This is a genomic window from Citrobacter youngae, from assembly GCF_003818115.1.
GTDB lineage: Bacteria > Pseudomonadota > Gammaproteobacteria > Enterobacterales > Enterobacteriaceae > Citrobacter > Citrobacter youngae.
Map to the genome: position 1 here is coordinate 306,464 of NZ_RPOI01000008.1, position 20,402 is coordinate 326,865.

At 51.5% G+C, this 20,402-nt stretch carries 17 protein-coding genes; 4 read left to right on the plus strand and 13 right to left on the minus strand.

Features of this window, described 5'->3' with window-relative positions:
- Window positions 1–43 precede the first annotated feature (43 nt).
- Complete coding sequence (locus tag EHN13_RS08410; RefSeq protein ID WP_048211630.1) at window positions 44–1,240, minus strand: L-talarate/galactarate dehydratase; 1,197 nt, start codon at window positions 1,238–1,240, stop codon at window positions 44–46.
- A 272-nt stretch (window positions 1,241–1,512) separates the two neighbouring features.
- On the opposite strand from EHN13_RS08410, the gene EHN13_RS08415 reads away from it, so the two are divergent.
- On the plus strand, window positions 1,513–2,565 hold the full coding sequence (locus EHN13_RS08415; RefSeq protein WP_370551972.1) for a LacI family DNA-binding transcriptional regulator: 1,053 nt from the start codon (window positions 1,513–1,515) through the stop codon (window positions 2,563–2,565).
- A 34-nt stretch (window positions 2,566–2,599) separates the two neighbouring features.
- On the plus strand, window positions 2,600–2,827 hold the full coding sequence (pptA, locus tag EHN13_RS08420; protein ID WP_061067919.1) for a tautomerase PptA: 228 nt from the start codon (window positions 2,600–2,602) through the stop codon (window positions 2,825–2,827).
- Window positions 2,828–3,019: 192 nt separating this feature from the next.
- Here the strand turns inward: pptA and EHN13_RS08425 are convergent, their stop codons facing one another.
- Both EHN13_RS08425 and EHN13_RS08435 read right to left on the minus strand, forming a co-directional pair.
- Window positions 3,020–3,775, minus strand: a complete 756-nt coding sequence (locus tag EHN13_RS08425; protein WP_124021203.1) for a hypothetical protein — start codon at window positions 3,773–3,775, stop codon at window positions 3,020–3,022.
- Between the two features lie 402 nt (window positions 3,776–4,177).
- A complete protein-coding gene (locus EHN13_RS08435) occupies window positions 4,178–4,750 on the minus strand; it encodes a flavin reductase family protein (protein ID WP_101742177.1) in 573 nt (190 codons plus the stop codon).
- 158 nt (window positions 4,751–4,908) lie between these two features.
- On the opposite strand from EHN13_RS08435, the gene nhoA reads away from it, so the two are divergent.
- A complete protein-coding gene (gene nhoA, locus EHN13_RS08440) occupies window positions 4,909–5,754 on the plus strand; it encodes an N-hydroxyarylamine O-acetyltransferase (RefSeq protein WP_115643391.1) in 846 nt (281 codons plus the stop codon).
- A gap of 58 nt (window positions 5,755–5,812) precedes the next feature.
- On the opposite strand, the gene EHN13_RS08445 is transcribed toward nhoA, so the two are convergent.
- The 7 genes from EHN13_RS08445 to EHN13_RS08475 form a co-directional block, all read right to left on the minus strand.
- Entirely contained in the window at window positions 5,813–6,706 is an 894-nt protein-coding gene (locus EHN13_RS08445; RefSeq protein ID WP_124021204.1) for a PhzF family isomerase, read from the minus strand.
- A 96-nt stretch (window positions 6,707–6,802) separates the two neighbouring features.
- Window positions 6,803–7,483, minus strand: a complete 681-nt coding sequence (narI, locus tag EHN13_RS08450; RefSeq protein ID WP_003020109.1) for a respiratory nitrate reductase subunit gamma — start codon at window positions 7,481–7,483, stop codon at window positions 6,803–6,805.
- A complete protein-coding gene (gene narW / locus EHN13_RS08455; protein WP_124021205.1) occupies window positions 7,480–8,175 on the minus strand; it encodes a nitrate reductase molybdenum cofactor assembly chaperone in 696 nt (231 codons plus the stop codon). Before narW ends, narI begins: the two co-directional genes overlap by 4 nt.
- Window positions 8,175–9,719 carry a nitrate reductase subunit beta gene (gene narH / locus EHN13_RS08460; protein WP_061067913.1) on the minus strand — a complete coding sequence of 515 codons (1,545 nt, stop codon included), beginning with the start codon at window positions 9,717–9,719 and terminating at the stop codon, window positions 8,175–8,177. The genes narW and narH overlap by 1 nt, the downstream gene beginning before the upstream one ends.
- Window positions 9,716–13,456 carry a nitrate reductase subunit alpha gene (locus EHN13_RS08465; protein WP_124021206.1) on the minus strand — a complete coding sequence of 1,247 codons (3,741 nt, stop codon included), beginning with the start codon at window positions 13,454–13,456 and terminating at the stop codon, window positions 9,716–9,718. Before EHN13_RS08465 ends, narH begins: the two co-directional genes overlap by 4 nt.
- 49 nt (window positions 13,457–13,505) lie before the next feature.
- Window positions 13,506–14,891 (minus strand): NarK family nitrate/nitrite MFS transporter, encoded by a 1,386-nt coding sequence (locus EHN13_RS08470; RefSeq protein WP_115643395.1) that lies wholly within the window; start codon window positions 14,889–14,891, stop codon window positions 13,506–13,508.
- Window positions 14,892–15,102: 211 nt separating this feature from the next.
- The gene (locus tag EHN13_RS08475) at window positions 15,103–15,681 is read right to left on the minus strand and encodes a TetR family transcriptional regulator (RefSeq protein WP_124021207.1); all 579 of its coding nucleotides are present in this window, start codon (window positions 15,679–15,681) and stop codon (window positions 15,103–15,105) included.
- Between the two features lie 117 nt (window positions 15,682–15,798).
- On the opposite strand from EHN13_RS08475, the gene EHN13_RS08480 reads away from it, so the two are divergent.
- On the plus strand, window positions 15,799–17,286 hold the full coding sequence (locus EHN13_RS08480; protein WP_124021208.1) for an MFS transporter: 1,488 nt from the start codon (window positions 15,799–15,801) through the stop codon (window positions 17,284–17,286).
- Here EHN13_RS08480 and EHN13_RS08485 read toward each other — a convergent pair whose 3' ends face one another.
- The 3 genes from EHN13_RS08485 to yddG all read right to left on the minus strand — a co-directional run bounded on the left by EHN13_RS08485 (window position 17,287) and on the right by yddG (window position 20,230).
- The gene (locus tag EHN13_RS08485; protein WP_086523677.1) at window positions 17,287–17,667 is read right to left on the minus strand and encodes a GFA family protein; all 381 of its coding nucleotides are present in this window, start codon (window positions 17,665–17,667) and stop codon (window positions 17,287–17,289) included. It abuts the gene before it with no gap.
- 143 nt (window positions 17,668–17,810) lie between these two features.
- The gene (ompD, locus tag EHN13_RS08490; protein WP_048211642.1) at window positions 17,811–18,890 is read right to left on the minus strand and encodes a porin OmpD; all 1,080 of its coding nucleotides are present in this window, start codon (window positions 18,888–18,890) and stop codon (window positions 17,811–17,813) included.
- A gap of 458 nt (window positions 18,891–19,348) precedes the next feature.
- Window positions 19,349–20,230, minus strand: a complete 882-nt coding sequence (gene yddG, locus EHN13_RS08500; protein ID WP_124021209.1) for an aromatic amino acid efflux DMT transporter YddG — start codon at window positions 20,228–20,230, stop codon at window positions 19,349–19,351.
- Between the last annotated feature and the right edge of the window lie 172 nt (window positions 20,231–20,402).

Sequence of the window (20,402 nt, forward strand, 5' to 3'; positions counted from 1 at the left end):
TTCTGTAGGGAAGAGGGCGGGTATTACTTACCCGCCAAATAAATTAAGGACGTTTACCAAACTCGCAGGTTAATTGTGTCCAGCGGCGCGCTTGTTCGCTGATGCTGAACCCCAGACCGTGACGGTCAGATATCCACATCCGCCCATCGCGCAGCTCAAGCTGTTCATTAAATAGCGGATTCAGCCATTCGAAATGTTCCAGCCATGGCTCAAGCGGATAAGCGGCGGACAAATGCAGGTGAACTTCCATGGCGAAGTGGGGTGCCAGTTTTCGTCCGTGTTTTGCCGCCAGATCCATAATTTTAAGGAACGGTGAAATCCCGCCCACACGCGGCGCATCGGGTTGGACAAAATCGCTGGCATTGCCGAGGATCAGCTGTTCATGTTCGCGGAAGCTGGTCAACATCTCACCGGTAGCAATCGGGGTATCCAGCGCGGCAGCCAGTTGGGCGTGACCTTCAACATCGTAGGCATCCAGCGGCTCTTCAATCCAGATCAGATTGAACTGCTCCATTTTACGTCCCATACGGATGGCGGTTTCCCGGTCCCACTGCTGATTGGCATCGACCATCAGCGGGAAATCATCACCCAGCGCTTCACGCACCGCGGTTAAGCGGCGAATATCTTCGGCGCAGTTTGGTTGACCGACCTTGAGTTTGATGCCGCCAATACCGTTTTCACGGGAAATAACCACATTTTTAAGCACCTGATCCAGCGGCGTATGCAGGAATCCGCCGGAGGTGTTGTAGCATTGTACGGAGTCACGATGCGCGCCAAGCAGTTTTGCCAGCGGCAATCCTGCACGCTTGGCCTTCATATCCCATAAAGCGATATCGATAGGGGAGATGGCCTGAACCGCCATGCCGCTGCGCCCGACGGAAGCGCCAGCCCACAGCAGCTTGGTGTAGATCTTGTCGATGTCGTTTGGATCTTCGCCTAACAGATTATCGGCAATTTCTTTGGCATGCGCGTAGATCCCCTGACCGCCAGCACGCTTGGAGTAACTAAATCCCACGCCTTCAAACCCGTCGCGACTGCGGATCTCGGCGATGATTATGGCGACTTCGGTTAGTGGTTTCTGACGACCAGTCAGCACTTTGGCATCGCTTACCGGTGTTGCCAGGGGAAGGAAAGCGAGGGATAGCTTAACCCATTCGATACGGTCGCCGGTTTCTGCCGCGGTTTTTGCATTGGCCGATTTGGCATAGGTTACGGCATCGGAATTAGCACTTAAAGACATCTTATTCTCTCCTGGTGATTAATAAATGATTGCGCTATCATTTTTAATGTTAGCGCAATCACTGCACCAGCGAATTGATTGCGATTTGAACAATTGCTCACAAATACGAAGATAAAAGGGCGATAACTTGTATGCAGCATCACATTCCAATACTTTATGGGGAAATGCACAAATCTTTATGATATCGCTATCATTTTGCTCAGGGATGACTATCTAAGCTGCTGTTTTCCCAGTGTTATCACAGAGCCATGCTAGCAATAGCCGAAATCATGATGAATAATGCCAGGATAAATCAGCGATTTTTGACAAGGGCATCGACAGTGAAAAACGCCAGACCTCCGCGAGCACCCACGCTGGAAGATGTGGCCCGTACCGCGGGATTGTCACCCATGACGGTGAGCAGGGCGCTAAATACTCCGCAGTTGGTGCGCCCGAAAACGGTGGAAAAAGTGATGCTGGCGGTACGCGCCACTGGCTACATTCCCAACGCGCTGGCCGGGGGGCTGGCGTCGCGTCGCAGCAAGCTTATCGCCGTGGTTGTTCCGCAAATTAACAACAATATGTTTGTCGATACCATTCAGTCATTAAGCGATGAACTGGCCGAACGCGGATACCACATCTTGCTCTGCGTATCAGGTTACACGCCGCAAACAGAGGCTGAGCTGGTGGCGACGCTGCTTTCTCGCCGCCCGGATGGCGTCGTGCTCACCGGTATCCATCATACCGCCGGGATGAAAAAGGTGATTCTTAATGCGGCCATTCCGGTTGTGGAGATCTGGGATTTAACGCCAACCCCCATTGATATGCTGGTCGGGTTTTCGCACGAAAAAGTCGGTCAGGCGGTAGCAGACTACTTGCTGAAAAAAGGTTATCGCCGTCCTGGTTTGCTATGGACAGCCGATCGCCGGGCAGGCCAGCGTAAACAAGGGCTGTGCGATGCGCTGAGTCGTCATGGTATTGCGGCTGACGCACAGATAGATGTCCCGCTTCCGGCCTCTCTGGCATTGGGGCGCAGTGGATTAGCTCAGCTATTGGCTGAAGGTGCGTTCGATGTCATTGTCTGTAGCTCAGATACCTTAGCCCAGGGGGCGATTATGGAAGCCGAAAGCCGTGGTTTACGCGTGCCGCAGGAGCTAGCGGTAATCGGTTTTGGCGATCTTGATTTTGCCGCCAGTAACCGGCCTGCTATCACCACAATCAGCGTCGACCGACGGGCCATTGGACAACGCGCTGCCTCGCTGCTTGCCGATCGTATCGAACAAATTCCACGTGAAGACGATATTATTGATGTCGGATTTCACCTGGTTGAACGAGAGTCCGCATAAGTTACCTGCATCCCAAAACAATAAGGAATCTGCTATGCCGCACGTCGATATCAAATGCTTTCCTCGCGCCCTTACCAACGAACAAAAAACCGCGCTGGCGGCGGATATTACCGAGGTCATTATTCGTCATTTGCAAAGCAAAGACAGCTCGGTCAGCGTGGCGCTGAATGAAATTGAGCCCGAGGCGTGGCAGGGCGTGTGGAATGCGGAAATCGCACCGCAGATGGACACATTGATTAAAAAACCCGGCTACAGCATGTGAACGAGAACGGGCGATTATTGCGCCCGTATTAATGCTGGCACAACTCTATAAAAACCAGAGACCAGTTACTCCACCCGGCTTAGCTACAGTAATCCAATGACAAAAACAATTGATTCATATAAACAATATCTATATAGCCTCAGCGTTCTTTTTGACTAATATTCCAAGAAGAACGCCGGATTTACATTGAAGTTATTCTTCTTTGTATACACGAGTCAGATTAATTACCCCGTTACTTTTTTCAAGCGCGTAACAACTAAAGATTTTTATACCGGGTTCTTCCACCACAATATTTAATTTAGGGCACGTTATAATACCACCTTTGTCAAGGTAGAGATGGATAATCTTAAAAGATTCTATTTGTTTTGCTGAGCTAGCTATGTCTTTATCGCCTAAGAAATTCCCACGTTGCTCAGGATTCATCAGTGCTGTCATTGGATCTGCCACCCAAGAATCCTTTCCATCTGAACCATGAATGAGCATGAATGCATGATCTGCCTTAGCACCGCCAGTCGTATTCCCGATAATTGCAATGACTTCCACTTTTCCTTTATAACCAAAATCCATTAAAGCACGAGCCCCGACAGCACAAAGCTCCCCACAGTTGCCAGCTTTACAAAGGACTGAGTTATTAGTAATTTCGTATAGCTTATCAAGCGTGAAATCTTCACTGTCATAGCCTGTTATATTACCACGAGCATTTTTTATGCTATTATCGATATCGATAACTTGTGATACTGCCATTTTTTCGTCCATTTTCTCAATAACAGAGCTCCATAATATATGAGATGACACATACTGAGATACAAAATTTGCAGCTTGTTCTGGAGAACAATCGATAAGATGATTGCTAGGGCAATCTGAAAAAGGAGTTACATCGCTCTTTTGGTGATTTAAATTATCAAGGTGATTGTTTTGTGTAAATTTAATTAATGAAGATGGTATCATAATTACTCCTTTATATATTTTGTAATTTATTCCCTGCACTATTATTCATAATAGTGATATATTATATGAATAATCAAAAATTATCGTTAATGTTCAACAGAGCATCGCCCTGCTACTGAATCCCTTATCCTGAAAGGATGTAAAAAAAGTAAAGTACAGTCATGTGTAGCTATTTAGCTATTTCCTTCCCGTTTCGTTGCCGCCCCTGTAGGATATAAATTCAAAGAGTATAAAAAATAGCCTTAACGTACAATAATTTTCGATATCCAAACTGACCCCGTTTACGGACCGTAAGTAGAGAAGTCTGATGCAAATGTCAGATCGTATGCGCCTGTTAGGGCGCTGCTGGTATCAGAGCCTTATAGGCACATCAGAAAAACCTCCGGCTATGCCGGAGGATATTTATTCAGCCGCTGTTATACGTTTCCCGCTGGTGACAAACGTTCCGGCGCCAAGGTGGTGCAAGGTATTGAGTTTGCCATCATCAAACTGCCAGCGTCCTTGCACAAATACCCGCTCATCGGCAGCGGCAGAAACCACTTCGCCAAACAAGGTATCATATTTGTCCTGAACCGCTGTGGCAGGAAGCAGGCGGCATTCCATCCAGGCGAGACACTTGGCTTCTATTAGCGGTAATCCCAATACCGGGCCGTTGACCACCGGAATACCGTAGCAGTTGAACTTATCTTCTATTCGACCGGAAACACTCCCCACGGCATAGGTCCAGTTGGTCGCGGCAACCCCTGGAATAACAATACCAAATTGCCCGCTACGCTCGATCAGTTCGCGTGACCAGGCGGTCTTGTCGACAACAATGGCCACCCTCGGCGGATCAAATTCCACGGGCATTGACCACGCGGCTGCCATCACATTACGCCGTTCTGTATTCGCGTCACGACTGGTTATCAAAATGGTGGGGCCGTGATTAAGCAGTCGGCTGGCGTGTTGTAATTCAACCGGACGAAAATGACTCATAGCGACTCCTCGGCAGAATAAAAATGACATCACAATAAACATAGATAGTAACGGTATTAGCGATTTTGTCGCCTCACCGGGGTGAACAGCGCACAAAAGCGACGGCGTAAAATTAAAAATGCGTTATAAGTACAACATTCAACAAACAGGAATCCCGTATGACGCCTTTTTTAAACGCTTATTTTGCCCGTATTGGCTGGTCAGATGCGCCCAACGCCGACATTGAAACGTTGAGAGCGCTACACTTACTGCATAACGGTGCCATACCCTTTGAAAATCTTGATGTGCTGCTGCCGCGTGAAATGCAGCTTGACGATCTGTCCCTTGAAGAGAAGTTGGTCACTGCCCGCCGCGGTGGCTATTGCTTTGAACAAAATGGTGTATTTGAACGGGCGCTACGCGAAATCGGCTTTACCGTACGCAGTTTACTGGGACGCGTGGTATTGGCTAATCCGTCAAGTCTGCCGCCGCGTACACATCGCCTGTTACTGGTTGAATTACAGGGTGAACAGTGGATCGCTGACGTTGGCTTCGGCGGACAAACGCTGACGGCTCCCATTCGTCTGCAGGCTGATCTTGAACAGCAAACGCCACACGGCGACTATCGGTTGATTCAGGAGGGGGAAGACTGGATATTGCAGTTCCGCCATCATGATCACTGGCAGTCAATGTACCGATTCGATCTGGTGGTGCAACATCACAGCGATTATCTGATGGGTAACTTCTGGTCCGCACACTGGCCGCAGTCGCATTTCCGCCACCATCTGCTGATGTGTCGTCATTTACCTGACGGCGGCAAGCTGACGTTGACCAATTTCCACTTTACCCATTATCAGGACGGTCACGCGATAGAGCAGATTAATCTGCCTGACGTCGCCAGCCTGTATACGCTGTTGCAGGAACGGTTTGGACTGGGCGTGGATGACGCGAAGCATGGGTTTACCCTGGATGAGCTGGCGACAGTAATGGCGGCGTTTGATACACATCCGGAGGCGGGAAAATAGGGGCATCAGAATTAATGCCGGATGCGGCGTAATCGCCTTATCCGGCCTACCTGAAGATTTAAAAATCGATCGCCCATTCGGCGTGAAACAGGATCACAGCAGAGCCGGAAATCGTTACTTTCTCTGGCTGGTTATCACGGATAGTCACTGTCACATCAACAATACCGTCACGCCCGAGCGCGCGACCCTGGTGGCCCTGAACATGCAACGTTTTGCCATCATGAGCCATCAGGTTATGGTGTACCAGCCACGCGCCCATTGGACCATTCGCGTTGCCGGTGACCGGATCTTCCACAATACCAATAGCTGGCGAGAACATGCGGCCATCGGTGGCGTTTTCGTCCTTGCGAATTTGAAAAGGGAAGAACCCGTTACAGCCAATTTGCTGGCTGATAGCGGTCAGGGCAGGCAAATCAGGGGAAAGGGCGTCGAGGTCCACCTCAGGCTTCAGCGCAATCATCACTTTAGAGTGTCCGGTGGTGGCAACCTGAATGGGTAATCCGGGCAACATATCGTTTTCGCTCAGGTGCAGCGCATCGATTATCGCGGCACGTACAGCACCTTCCAGCGGAGCTTCGAATCCAGGTACGCCTTGTTCAAGACTGATGCGATAGTCATTGTCGCTCAATTCAATATCGACCCGATGACGACCGGCGAGCGAGGTTTGCCAGACGGTGCTGTTGCCCAGGCCCAGCACGTTGGCGCGCACATAATGTGCGGCGACGGTAGCGTGTCCACAGATAGGAACTTCGACCGTCGGCGTGAAATAACGAATGCGAACATCGCTGTCGTCACTGGTCAGTAGAAAAGCCGTTTCCGAATGGCGCAGCTCGCGAGCAATGAGCTGCATCTGGGCGTCACTCAGTCCGTCAGCATGCAACACCACACCCGCTGAATTGCCGCGAAAGGGTGCTGAGGTAAAGGCATCGACGTGATAAACCTGTGGTTTCATTAGCGTTCTCCTGGAATGGAGAAGCATCATAACGTACAAAAAGCGGGATAGCGATGCTGCCCGGTAAGCGCATGCGCTACCGGGCAGCAGAGGAAATTAGCGGCGCGAACGCACTATCTGATAACGGCGGGTAAAGTACTCAAACGGCGCACTCCACACGTGAACCAGGCGGGTGAACGGGAACAGCAGGAAAATGGTCATCCCCAGCACCAGATGCACACGGAAAATCCACGCCACGCCATCCAGATGCGCAGATGCACCGCCCTGGAAGGTCACCACCGACTGCGCCCAACCGACCAGTTTTAGCATTTCACTGCCGTCAGGATGCTGTGCAGAGAACGGGATAGTGGTTAAACCGAGGATGCATTGAATCAGCAGAACGCAGAGGATCAGAATATCTGCGGTTGAGGAGGTTGCGCGAATGCGCGGGTTAGTCAGCCTGCGCACCAGCAGGCCAGCGCCACCCACCAGTGTGAGCACGCCACAAAGTCCGCCGGCAATCATCGCCATCTGCTGCTTTACCGCAATCGGCAGGAACCAGGCATACATCCAGTGCGGCGTTAACATGCCAAACAGGTGACCGAAAAAGATCCCCAGAATGCCGATGTGGAACAGGTTTGACCACAACACCATACCGCGTTTGTCCAGCATCTGGCTGGAAGAGGCGCGCCATGTGTATTGCCCGTAGTCGTAGCGTAGCCAACTGCCGAGGATAAACACCGTACCGCACAGGTACGGATAGATATCGTAAAAAAAGACGTTCAGGTACTGTATCATTTCGGGCCTCCCGCGCTGACGTCGACATACTGAGGTGCCACGTCCTGGCTAAAGCGTCGTTGATAGTTTTGTAACGGTGAACTGTCACAGGCGGTGGCGTTATCCTCAATAAACTTCACCTGTTCCTCTTCCCAGACTGCATCCAGCGCCTGTCGGGTATCGTCGCGCGTTTCCGTGCCAACCTGCTTAGTGACACTGTCACTCGAAAGAGGGCTTCCGGCAAGCTGCAACAGGGCATCAAACAGTTGATACCACAGCGTATCGCGCTGTTTTAAGCGCCCGCCAAGCAACGCCAGAATCGGTGCGACGTTCTGCAGTCCTTCTTTGGCCTCCGCTTCCGGTAACACGCTTAAGTACTCAAGATATAAAGGCAGGTGATCCGGCAGTTCACGACAGTTAAGCTGCAGCCCGACCTTTTCGTACTGCGCCAACAGATCGACCATCGCCTGACCACGGTCGCGGGACTCGGCGTGCACGTGTTCAAACAACAGCAGAGAGGTGGCCCGGCCCCGGTCAAAGATTTCGCACCATTCAGCTTGTTTATCCAGTAACGGCGCATTGAGCAGTTCCTGGCTAAAATCGCTCAGCATTGGAGCATCGCTGGCCACAAGCGCCAGCGCGTCGTCTTTACACTCCCATAGCAGTTCGTCGGGGTATTCCATCAGCAGACCGATAACCTTGAGGATTTGCATTATTGACCCTCCGCTTTATCGCGTACTTCGGTGATATCGATAGCGTCAATGCGGCTACTGTTAAACAGATTGAACTTAGTGTCCGAGCCGTGACAGCCGTCGCCGAAGGTAAAGCCGCAGCCGTTTTTCTCCGGGAAGGCATCACGCGCCATTTCACGATGGCTGGTTGGGATCACAAAGCGGTCTTCATAGTTGGCGATGGCCAGATAGCGGTACATCTCCTCAACCTGTTCAACGCTCAGACCCACTTCCTCAATCGCGCGAGTATCCGTAACACCTTCTACGGTTTGCGAACGCATATAGTGGCGCATCGCCATCATCCGTTTCAGGGCGCGCAGTACCGGGCCGGTATCGCCCGCGCTAAGCATATTGGCGAGGTACTGAACCGGAATGCGCAGTGACTCAACCGCGGGCAGAATGTTGCCATTGTGCGGCAGACCACCCGCGTCAGCGACCGACTGAATCGGTGACAACGGCGGCACGTACCAGACCATCGGCAGGGTGCGGTATTCCGGATGCAGTGGTAGCGCCAGCTTCCAGTCCATCGCCATTTTGTAAACCGGTGAACGTTGGGCCGCTTCGATGACGTTGTGCGGAATACCCTGTTTAAGCGCTTCTTCAATCACCGCCGGATCGTGCGGGTTAAGGAACACATCGCACTGACGCTCGTAGAGATCGGTTTCATGCTCGGTGCTCGCTGCTTCCTCGATACGGTCGGCGTCGTACAGCAATACCCCGAGATAACGGATACGCCCAACGCAGGTTTCTGAACACACCGTCGGCTGGCCGGACTCAATACGCGGGTAGCAGAAAATACACTTCTCTGACTTACCGCTCTTCCAGTTAAAGTAGATTTTTTTGTACGGACAGCCACTGATGCACAAGCGCCAACCGCGACACTTATCCTGGTCGATCAGCACAATGCCGTCTTCTTCACGCTTATAAATAGCACCGCTCGGGCAGGTGGCGACACAGCTTGGGTTCAGGCAGTGTTCGCACAGGCGCGGTAAATACATCATGAAGGTGTTTTCAAACTGACCGTACATCTCCTTTTGCATCTTCTCAAAGTTACGGTCGCGGGCCCGTTTTGAGAATTCACCGCCAAGCAGTTCTTCCCAGTTGGGGCCCCAGATAATCTTGTCCATCCGTTTCCCATCAATCAGCGAGCGCGGACGCGCGGTGGGCTGATTCTTGCTCTCCGGCGCGCTATGCAGATGCTGATAATCGTAGGTAAACGGTTCATAGTAATCATCGATTTGCGGGATCACCGGATTGGCGAAAATTTTGGTGATCACGCCCATCTTGCCGCCGAGGCGCGGTCTGATCTTGCCGTTGACATCGCGAACCCAGCCGCCTTGCCACTCTTCCTGATCTTCCCAGTTTTTTGGATAACCAATGCCCGGTTTAGTCTCGACGTTGTTAAACCACGCATATTCCATCCCTTCACGCCCGGTCCAGACGTTTTTACAGGTGACGGAGCAGGTGTGGCAGCCAATGCACTTATCCAGATTAAGAACCATGCCTACCTGTGAGCGTATTTTCATTTTTTCGCCTCCTGTACCTGATCGCGACCTTCATCATCCAGCCAGTTAATGTTTTTCATTTTTCTAATCATGATGAACTCATCGCGGTTAGAGCCGACCGTCCCGTAATAGTTGAAGCTGTATGCCAGTTGCGCATAGCCGCCAATCATGTGCGTGGGTTTCGGGCAGACGCGGGTGACCGAGTTATGGATCCCGCCACGCATCCCGGTGACTTCCGAGCCTGGGATATTCATGATTCGCTCCTGAGCGTGATACATCATGGTCATTCCCGGCGGCACGCGTTGACTCACCACTGCACGCGCGGTGAGCGCACCGTTGGCGTTGAAGGCTTCAATCCAGTCGTTATCCTCAATGCCCAGCTCTTTGGCATCGGTCTCGCTGATCCAGACAATGGGCCCGCCACGCGACAGCGTCAGCATCAGCAGGTTTTCACTGTAGGTAGAGTGGATCCCCCATTTCTGGTGCGGCGTCAGGAAGTTGAGGGCTTTTTCCGGGAAGCCGTTAGGCGGAACTTCGCGCATTTCACTGACGCTGCGGGTATCGATAGGCGGACGATACGCCACCAGGCTTTCACCGAAGGCTCGCATCCACGCGTGATCCTGGTACAGCTGCTGGCGACCGGACAGGGTACGCCATGGGATCAACTCGTGGACGTTGGTATAGCCTGCGTTATAGGAGACATGTTCGCTTTCAAGGCCGGACCAGGTCGGACTGGAGATGATTTTGCGCGGCTGCGCCTGGATATCGCGAAAACGAATCTTTTCGTCTTCTTTGTTCAACGCCAGATGCGTATGGTCGCGACCGGTCATCGCCCCCAGCGCTTCCCACGCCTTCACCGCCACCTGACCGTTGGTTTCCGGCGCCAGGGCGAGGATCACCTCAGAGGCATCCAGCGCGGTATCAATCAGCGGTCGGCCTTTTGCCGGACCTTCGCGTTTGGTGTAGTTCAGCTTGCCGAGGAAATCGACCTCCGCTTGGGTATTCCACGCAATGCCTTTCCCGCCGTTGCCGAGTTTGTCCATGAGTGGACCGAGCGAAGTGAAACGTTCCCAGGTGGCGGGGTAGTCGCGCTCCACAACGGCAATATTCGGCGCTGTTTTACCCGGCAGGAGATCGCATTCGCCTTTGCGCCAGTCCAGAATGTCAAACGGCTGCGCCAGCTCTGCCGGAGAGTCGTGTTGCAGTGGTTGCAACACCACATCCGTCTCTTGCCCAAGGTGCCCCACACATACCTCGGAGAACACTTTGGCGATGCCTTTATAAATTTCCCAGTCGCTTTTTGACTCCCAGGCAGGATCGACTGCAGCCGACAGCGGGTGAATAAATGGATGCATATCCGAGGTATTCATATCGTCTTTTTCATACCAGGTGGCGGTAGGTAACACGATATCGGAGAACAGACACGTACTGGACATACGGAAGTCGAGCGTCACCAGCAGATCGAGCTTGCCCTCAATCGCCGCCGACTGCCATTCAACCTCTTCTGGTTTAATACCGTCGCTTGAACCGAGCGCTTCTCCCTGGATCCCGCTTTCGGTACCCAGCAGATATTTGAGCATGTATTCATGCCCTTTACCGGAGGAGCCGAGCAGGTTAGAGCGCCAGACGAACAGGTTGCGTGGATGGTTTTTGCCGCTATCCGGCTGCTCGCAGGCAAAACGAATATCACCCGATTTCAGCGCTTGCGCGGTGTATTCCACCACAGACATTCCCGCTTGTTCTGCCTTTGCTTTGACAGTCAGTGGGTTGAGATTTAGCTGCGGCGCGGACGGCAGCCAGCCCATCCTTTCGGCACGCACGTTAAAATCAATTAAATGCCCACTAAACTTCGACGCGTCGGCCAGCGGAGAGAGAAGTTCCTGCGCGGTGAGTTTTTCATAGCGCCACTGGCTGGAGTGGTTGTAGAAAAACGAGGTGCTGTTCATCTGACGCGGAGGACGGTTCCAGTCCAGCGCAAAGGCCAGTGGCAGCCAGCCGGTTTGCGGACGCAGTTTCTCCTGACCCACATAGTGTGCCCAGCCGCCGCCGCTTTGCCCCACACAACCACAGAACACGAGGATGTTTATCATCCCACGGTAGTTCATGTCCATGTGGTACCAGTGGTTAACGCCAGCCCCGAGGATGATCATCGAACGGCCATGCGTTTTGTGCGCGGTATCGGCAAACTCACGGGCGATTTGTTCGATATGACGGCGTGGCACGCCGGTAATTTGCTCACCCCAGGCCGGGGTGTAGGCTTTTACTTCGCTGTAATCTTGTGCGCTATGAACATCATCCAGACCACGGTCGAGGCCGTAATTCGCCAGCACCAGATCATAGACGCTCACCACCGGACAAACGCTGCCATCTGCGAGGGTGAGACGTTTTACCGGCAATTGTCGAATCAGCACCGGCTCCTGCTTCACGCTGCGAAAATGTGGGTTTTCGTTGCCGCCGAAATAGGGGAATGCCACGCCGGTCACGTCATCATGCTGACCAAGCAGCGAGAGGGAAAGCTCTGTTTCAGCGCCAGCCGCCAGCGATTCGAGATTCCATTTGCCTTTTTCGCCCCAGCGAAAACCAATCGAACCGTTCGGGACAACCAGTTCGCCTGCGCGGTTGAAAGCCACCGTTTTCCACTCCGGATTGTTGCTTTCGCCCAGGCCATCAACCAGGTCTGAAGCGCGCATCATGCGTCCAGGTACGTAGCTGCCATCTTCGCGGGCATCCAGCAGCACCAGCATTGGCATGTCGGTATAGCGGCGACAGTAATTGAGGAAATAATCGCTGGGATTGTCGAGATGGAACTCTTTCAGGATGACGTGGCCCATCGCCATTGCCAGCGCGCTGTCTGTCCCTTGTTTCGGAGCCAGCCACTGGTCGCACAGTTTGGCGACTTCCGAGTAATCCGGCGTAATGGCAATCGTCTTGGTGCCTTTGTAGCGTACTTCCGTAAAGAAGTGGGCGTCCGGGGTACGGGTCTGTGGCACGTTAGACCCCCAGGCGATGATATAGCTGGAGTTATACCAGTCGGCTGACTCCGGAACGTCGGTCTGCTCACCCCAGGTCATGGGTGACGCAGGCGGTAAATCGCAGTACCAGTCATAGAAGCTCAGGCAGGTTCCGCCCAGAAGTGAGAGATAGCGCGTACCCGCCGCGTAGGAAACCATCGACATGGCGGGAATGGGCGAGAATCCGGCCACGCGGTCCGGGCCATAGGTTTTTACCGTCCAGACGTTGGCGGCGGCAATCAGTTGATTAAGCTCTGTCCAGTTGGAACGGATAAACCCGCCGCGCCCGCGCACCTGTTTGTAGCTCTGGCATTTTTGCGGGTCGTTCATGATCGATTCCCAGGCCAGCACCGGATCGGGCTGGCGGGACAGGGCGTCGCGCCACAGCTCGATGAGACGTTTACGCACCAGCGGGTATTTCAGGCGGTTAGCACTGTAGAGATACCAGGAATAGCTGGCACCACGCGGGCAGCCGCGTGGCTCATGATTTGGCAAGTCAGGACGGGTTCGCGGGTAGTCAGTTTGCTGTGTTTCCCAGGTCACCAGTCCGTTTTTAACGTAGATTTTCCAGCTGCATGAGCCGGTACAGTTCACGCCGTGGGTAGAGCGCACAATTTTGTCGAACTGCCAGCGCTGACGATAGCTGTCTTCCCAGTCCCGGTTGGTGTGCATCACTTGCCCGTGCCCCTCGGCAAATGTCTCACCCTTTTGTTTAAAGTAGCGAAAGCGATCTAACAGTTTACTCATGACATAACTCCTGCTTCGAATAACGTTGCCTGCACAGGCCAAAAGATGACTATTTTTTTTGTGATTTCCGGCCGTATACCAGCCAGGTCACCAGCACGCAGACGATGTAGAACACAAGGAATATTTTCATGGCGCCTACCGGAGACCCGGTCAGCGCCAGCGATGAACCAAACGCTTTCGGGATAAAGAAGCCCCCGACAGCGCCAATTGCGGAGATAAAACCCAGTGCGGCTGCGGTATCAGTTACCGCCTCACGCTGGGCCTGTTCTTCAGTACCACCGTGCAGCTTCACCCGGTAAATGGTGATTTTGCGAAAGATCACCGCAATCATCTGGAAGGTCGAACCGCTGCCCAGTCCTGCGGTCAAGAACAAGCCCATAAACACCAGATAGAAGGCAACAAAACTTCCTTCTCCGGAGCCGGGAAGGGTAAGAAACAGCAGGGCGCTAAACAGCGCCATAAAGATGAAGTTGATTAACGTGACGCGCACGCCGCCGAATTTGTCAGAGATCACGCCGCCAGCCGAACGCGCAAGCGCGCCGATGAACGGGCCGAAGAACGCCAGTTGCAGAATATTCACGTCAGGGAATTGTGTTTTCGCCAGCATGGCAAAGCCGGCCGAGAAACCGATAAATGAACCGAAGGTGGCGAGATACAGCAGGCTTAGCAGCCACAGATGAAAGCGTTTGAGGACCGGTAGTTGAGAGGCGATTGAGGCCTTCGAACTGGCGATGTCATTCATTCCCACGCCCGCAGCCAGCGTTGAGAGCAGCAGCAGCGGAACCCAAATCCATGCGGCGTTTGCCAGTGACAGTAAAGAACCGTCAGGCTGCGGCACGCCTTGTACACCTAAAAAGGTAAATAGGGGCAGGAAAATGACTAACGGCGCGATTAACTGCATCACGCTGACGCCAAGGTTACCGAGCCCGCCATTCACGCCCAGCGCACTGCCTTGCTTCGCTTTCGGGAAGAAAAAGCTGATATTACCCATGCTGGAGGCAAAGTTAGCGCCAGCAAAACCACACATCAGCGCAATAATAATAAATACGCCAAACGGAGTAGCGGTATTTTGCACGGCAAATCCGAGCCAAAGGCAGGGAATGACCAGAATAATGGTGCTAAAAATGGTCCAACGGCGTCCACCAAATATAGGTACCATAAAGGAGTAGGGAACGCGCAATATTGCACCAGAAAGAGAAGGTAATGCCGTTAATAAAAACAGTTGATCGGTGGTAAAATTAAAACCAATTTTATTCAGATTGACAGCAACAGCGCTGAACAACATCCAGACGCAAAACGCAAGCAGCAAGCAACTCACTGATATCCAGAGGTTTCTTCGGGCAATGTGCTTACCTTTGTTTTCCCAAAAGGCAGGATTTTCGGGTTTCCAGTCAGTTAAAAGATAACGATTATTTTTCTCATTTGATGCTGACATATTATTCTCCATGCACATGCCGTTCATGAAAAAGAAATAAACGCATACAGCGCCGCGCGAGTTCTTTTAGAAACTATTGAAAAGTTTTGGGAATATTGACTGAAAGAATAGATAAAAAAGCGCAATAACGCGGCGTGATGAGGGAATTACACGTTGCTTAAGTGTTACCAATTGTAAATATAAAAGATGTATTATTAATTCATCTATAACATCAATTAACTAACTCTAACGTAATCATACGATCCAGGTGGCGTTCGAATGCAGGATCGGCCATTTCCTCAATGCCTAATACATAGATGCCATCCAGACCGCATACCAACGCAATTAAACGCCAGGCCACATCAGCAGCATCCGGGCGTGAAGAAAACTCACCGGCTTTCTGTCCCTGAGAGATGATAGCGGCGGTTTCTTCGTGCCACATCCGCATGGTCAGCAGGTAAGCGCTTTTGATTTCCGGATCTTTATCCGCCAGAACCTGTGCTTCACGCCACAGTTTTATATAGGGTTCGAACCCACCGTCTTCACTTCCCAACATGGCATGGAGTCGTTCACGGTAAGTTGCGTTTTCACTGACCAGTTCGGCATCGAGAAGGGTGCGAATCAGGCGGACAAAGGCCTGGGATTTAAGCTCACCGGCAGACGTAAAATGATGATGCAGTTGCCCGGTCGCTACCTGAGCCTCTGTGGCAATACGTCTAACCGTCATGGCGGAAAATCCTTCTTCAAGCGCCACGCGCATTGCCGCCTGCAGGATCACTTCCCGACGTTCATCCCGATTCATATAGCTCATGCTTCCTCCCTATATTCACATTTTTGCCAGTTTAACAAAAAGTTGGACATACGTTCAATTTTCCGTAGGATCGATAAAGCTGGACATGTGTCCAGTTTCAGTTTTGTAGGGAGTTTTATGTTTCGTCAGTGGTTAACGTTAGTGATTATTGTGCTGGTCTACATCCCTGTTGCGATTGATGCAACGGTGCTGCACGTTGCCGCGCCCACGCTGAGTATGACGCTGGGTGCCAGTGGTAACGAGCTGCTGTGGATCATTGATATCTATTCTCTGGTAATGGCCGGTATGGTGTTACCGATGGGGGCGTTGGGCGATCGCATCGGTTTTAAGCGCTTACTGATACTGGGGGGCGGGCTATTTGGTCTGGCTTCCCTGGCTGCCGCGTTTGCTCACAGTGCCGGCTGGCTAATCGCGACCCGGGCTGTGTTGGCTATTGGTGCGGCGATGATCGTTCCGGCGACGCTGGCAGGTATTCGCGCCACCTTTGCCGAACAACGTCATCGTAATATGGCGCTCGGCGTTTGGGCTGCCGTCGGTTCAGGCGGTGCAGCATTTGGTCCCTTAGTCGGTGGTATGTTGCTGGAGCATTTCTACTGGGGCTCAGTGTTCTTAATCAATGTGCCCATTGTTCTGGTGGTGATGACATTGACCGCACGTTACGTGCCGCGCCAGACTGGACGCCGCGATCAGTCGTTAAATTTTGGCCATGCGATTATGTTGATCGTGGCGATTTTACTGCTGGTTTACAGTGCTAAAACGGCGCTAAAAGGGCATATGGCGACCGGGGTTATCGTATTGACGCTGTTAACAGGAGCAGTGCTGCTGTGGAAATTTGTTCGTATTCAGCTCGCGGCCTCACGTCCGATGATTGATATGCGGTTGTTCACCCATCGCATTATCTTAAGCGGCGTGGTAATGGCGATGACTGCGATGATCACCCTGGTGGGATTTGAGCTGTTGATGGCCCAGGAATTACAGTTTGTTCACGGTTTAACGCCGTATCAGGCGGGACTGTTTATGCTACCCGTCATGCTGGCGAGTGGCTTCAGCGGCCCGATTGCCGGTATGTTGGTTTCACGGCTTGGATTGCGCTGCGTGGCAACGGCAGGTATGGCGTTGAGTGCGGTCAGTTTCTACGGTCTGGCAATGACGGATTTCAGCACTCAGCAGATCCAGGCCTGGATATTAATGGCGTTACTGGGGTTCAGTGCCGCCAGTGCGCTACTGGCCTCAACGGCGGCCATTATGGCGGCAGCCCCGGCTGAAAAAGCCGCTGCGGCGGGGGCTATCGAAACCATGGCCTATGAATTGGGGGCCGGTCTTGGGATCGCGATTTTTGGTCTCTTGCTAAGCCGTAGTTTTTCCGCATCGATTCTACCGCCTGACGGCCTCAGTGCGCAGGATCTGGAACGTGCTTCATCGTCAATGGGTGAAGCGGTGCAATTAGCACATTCTCTTTCGCCGTCTCTTAGCGACGCGTTGCTTGCAGCTGCCAGAGAAGCATTTACCTGGTCGCACAGCGTGGCATTGAGCAGCGCTGGCAGCATGCTTATCGTATTAGCGGTAGGGATGTGGTTCAGCCTGGCAAAAGTGAACCATCAATAACTAGTGAGCTAAATGACAGGGGTAATCCATCGCTTCGACTTCTTTTCCACTCAGGCGAGCGTATTGCCCCGTCAACCGCCAGAACGCAGGCTGTGTTTCGGTATAGATTTCAGCCGCCAGAATCAGACGGCGGCGATCCACCTCATTCAGCTCCAGCAATGTCCACGGAATAAAGTAGCGGTCGCTATCGGTCAGCGTAAACCACAAGGGGCATCCACAGCCGGAACAGAAGAAACGTTCTCCGCGCGTTGATGAGGGAAAGTGCGAAGGTTCTGCTGAATCAGGGGAAAGTAGTGGATGACCGCTGGCTTCCAGATACATGGCGACACCACCGGACCATTTCTGGCACAGCGTGCAGTGGCAGGCATAGACATCAAGCATTTCGACGTTTACGGTAAAATGACTCTGTCCGCAAAGACAACGACCAGTGAACGTCTGCACGGCATACTCCTTATGACCGAGTCTACATCAAGAGAAAAAGCCAGCCCTGGATGGACTGGCTTTGTATTCAACTTACAACAAAATTAGAACTGGTAGTTCAGACCAACTGCCACGATGTTGTCAGTGCTAACACGTGCGTCAGAAGTGAATTTGTTGTCGTCCAGCAGGTTGATTTTGTAATCAACGAAGGTAGACATGTTTTTGTTGAAGTAGTAGGTCGCACCCAGATCAACGTATTCAACCAGATCCTGGTCGCCGTAAACACCCAGATCTTTACCTTTGGATTTCAGGTAAGCGATGGACGGACGCAGACCGAAGTCGAACTGGTACTGAGCAACAACTTCAAAGTTCTGCGCTTTGTTAGCAATACCGTCTACTTTACCGAACGTGGTCATGTTGCGGGTTTCAGAGTAGGTAGTTGCCAGGTAGATGTTGTTCGCATCATATTTCAGGCCAGCAGCCCATACTTCTGCGTTTTTACCGGAAGCGTAGAATTCGTTGTTGCCATTACGCATCTGGTCATCAGTACGGTCAGATTTCGCATAGGTTGCACCGATGCCGAAGCCTTCGTATTCATAAGTAGAAGACAGACCGAAACCGTCACCGTTCGCTTCAACGTCGCTGCTACGGTCGTTTTTGCCCTGATACTGAGCAGCAAAGTTCAGACCTTCAACCAGACCGAAGAAGTCAGTGTTACGGTAAGTTGCAACGCCGGTAGCACGCTGAGTCATGAAGACGTCAGTCTGGGTCCAGGTATCACCGCCGAATTCCGGCAGGACGTCAGTCCATGCGCCGATGTCGTAGGCTACGCCGTAGTTACGACCGTAGTCGAAAGAACCGTATTCAGCGAATTTCAGGCCAGCGAATGCCAGACGGGTTTTGTCTGCTTCGGAACCTTGATCTTCAGAACGGTTGCCTTTGAATTCATATTCCCACTGGCCGAAACCAACCAGTTGGTCGTTGATCTGAGTTTCGCCTTTGAAGCCCAGACGCGCGTAAGTTTTGTCACCATCGCTGCTGGTATCGTCAGAGAAGTAATGCTGAGCGTGAACTTTACCGTACAGATCCAGTTTGTTACCGTCTTTGTTATAAATCTCAGCTGCGTTTACCGCACCCGCTGCCAACAGGGTAGTCACTGCCACTGCAACTAATTTAAGTTTCATTCTAAATAATCCTTATAATTTTTTCTTGGTGTGTTTCCTAAACCATTGCTAAACGAGGCCGTTCATCAATGACGAACTATTTTTAAATGACGATGTGGTATTAGTTCAATAATAAGTTTCATAATATTGCGGAATATTTGAATTTGTGTGATCTAGATCTACATAATACAGCTGATTATATTAATATTAATATGTGACCTTTTGTTGGGATATATTTTCGGCGGGGACTATTGTGCTGGTTATGGTTTACTAATCGTTAGTAACCTATGTAAAATATATACAACCGGAGGGTTATAGGTAAACATATAATATTTTCGGCTGTTGATTAATTACCAGTTACTTAACATTTAATTAAACAAATAAAAACATAATACACAAGCGAAATGTACAATTATTATCCGTTAACTGACCAGAGTGTAGCCGGGTTCTATCTCTATGCCAGAAACCCGGCCTGATTTCTATATCCGACGTGTTGCCAGCCAGCACAGTAGTGAGCCAGCACAGACCATCAGTGCGCCTTGCCAGAACGAGAACGACAGCGGGGCGCTGAGCAATACAGCAGCCAGGGCAGAAGAAAGCACTGGGGTGAAATAAGACCCTACTGCCATGACAGTGACATTTCCGTGTAAAATTCCGATATTCCAGGCCGCATAGGCAAATCCTAGTGTTAATGCAGCCGTGAACATCTTAATGGTCACCGGTGTGCTGAAAACCATTTCTGGTTGTGGCGTCATAAAATAGTAGGCCCACAAACTTGCCGCCGTCAGTAAAACAAAAATGGTGATACCGTTAAACCCTTTCGCAAATTTATTAGTGACAGTGCAATACGTTGCCCAGATAAAAGCGCCCAAGAATGCGAGAAAATAACTCAGCGGGCTACTGGCAATGTTGCTGATAATTTCACCTGGATTTAGACCGTTCTCGCCACCTAAAACCCAGCAGACTCCGGTCAATGCGAGAATTAATCCTGGAATAATCATCCAGTTTGTTTTTTGACCATTAAATAATATAGCAAACAAAATCGTCAGACTTGGCCAGAGATAATTGACCATTCCTACTTCTATTGCCTGGTGTCGGGTAGCGGCATAACCTAATGCCAACGCCAGGCAAATTTCATAGCTGACAAAAAGCACGCTACCGGCGATTAAATAACGAACAGGTATTTTTCTAATATTTGGAAATCCGACGGTAAATATCAGCAGCAGGCCGCTTAGCGAGAAGATCATCGCTGCGCCGCCCGCTGGCCCGAGACCTTCGCTTACCCCACGAATCAACCCCACCATCGTGCTCCACAGCACAATGGCGATGAGCCCGATTAACGTTGCTTTTTGTTTTGTCATGCTGTTTGTCTGTCCGTCGTCCTGGCAAAAATGAAGCTGAAATTTATAGCACTTTTACGTCAGCACGGGCTAACTAATTAGCTTTTAGCTAACCCCTTGTGGGTACACAGGTTACACAAACTGCACTATTTAGTAGCGGAACCGTTTCGTTATTGATTTGACGCAAAAAAAA

Bases quoted from the DNA above. Each gene is read 5' to 3' on its own strand.
- EHN13_RS08410 (WP_048211630.1), bottom strand. From the start codon at position 1,240: ATGTCTTTAAGTGCTAATTCCGATGCCGTAACCTATGCCAAATCGGCC.
- EHN13_RS08415 (WP_370551972.1), top strand. From the start codon at position 1,513: ATGAATAATGCCAGGATAAATCAGCGATTTTTGACAAGGGCATCGACA.
- pptA (WP_061067919.1), top strand. From the start codon at position 2,600: ATGCCGCACGTCGATATCAAATGCTTTCCTCGCGCCCTTACCAACGAA.
- EHN13_RS08425 (WP_124021203.1), bottom strand. From the start codon at position 3,775: ATGATACCATCTTCATTAATTAAATTTACACAAAACAATCACCTTGAT.
- EHN13_RS08435 (WP_101742177.1), bottom strand. From the start codon at position 4,750: ATGAGTCATTTTCGTCCGGTTGAATTACAACACGCCAGCCGACTGCTT.
- nhoA (WP_115643391.1), top strand. From the start codon at position 4,909: ATGACGCCTTTTTTAAACGCTTATTTTGCCCGTATTGGCTGGTCAGAT.
- EHN13_RS08445 (WP_124021204.1), bottom strand. From the start codon at position 6,706: ATGAAACCACAGGTTTATCACGTCGATGCCTTTACCTCAGCACCCTTT.
- narI (WP_003020109.1), bottom strand. From the start codon at position 7,483: ATGATACAGTACCTGAACGTCTTTTTTTACGATATCTATCCGTACCTG.
- narW (WP_124021205.1), bottom strand. From the start codon at position 8,175: ATGCAAATCCTCAAGGTTATCGGTCTGCTGATGGAATACCCCGACGAA.
- narH (WP_061067913.1), bottom strand. From the start codon at position 9,719: ATGAAAATACGCTCACAGGTAGGCATGGTTCTTAATCTGGATAAGTGC.
- EHN13_RS08465 (WP_124021206.1), bottom strand. From the start codon at position 13,456: ATGAGTAAACTGTTAGATCGCTTTCGCTACTTTAAACAAAAGGGTGAG.
- EHN13_RS08470 (WP_115643395.1), bottom strand. From the start codon at position 14,891: ATGTCAGCATCAAATGAGAAAAATAATCGTTATCTTTTAACTGACTGG.
- EHN13_RS08475 (WP_124021207.1), bottom strand. From the start codon at position 15,681: ATGAGCTATATGAATCGGGATGAACGTCGGGAAGTGATCCTGCAGGCG.
- EHN13_RS08480 (WP_124021208.1), top strand. From the start codon at position 15,799: ATGTTTCGTCAGTGGTTAACGTTAGTGATTATTGTGCTGGTCTACATC.
- EHN13_RS08485 (WP_086523677.1), bottom strand. From the start codon at position 17,667: ATGCTTGATGTCTATGCCTGCCACTGCACGCTGTGCCAGAAATGGTCC.
- ompD (WP_048211642.1), bottom strand. From the start codon at position 18,890: ATGAAACTTAAATTAGTTGCAGTGGCAGTGACTACCCTGTTGGCAGCG.
- yddG (WP_124021209.1), bottom strand. From the start codon at position 20,230: ATGACAAAACAAAAAGCAACGTTAATCGGGCTCATCGCCATTGTGCTG.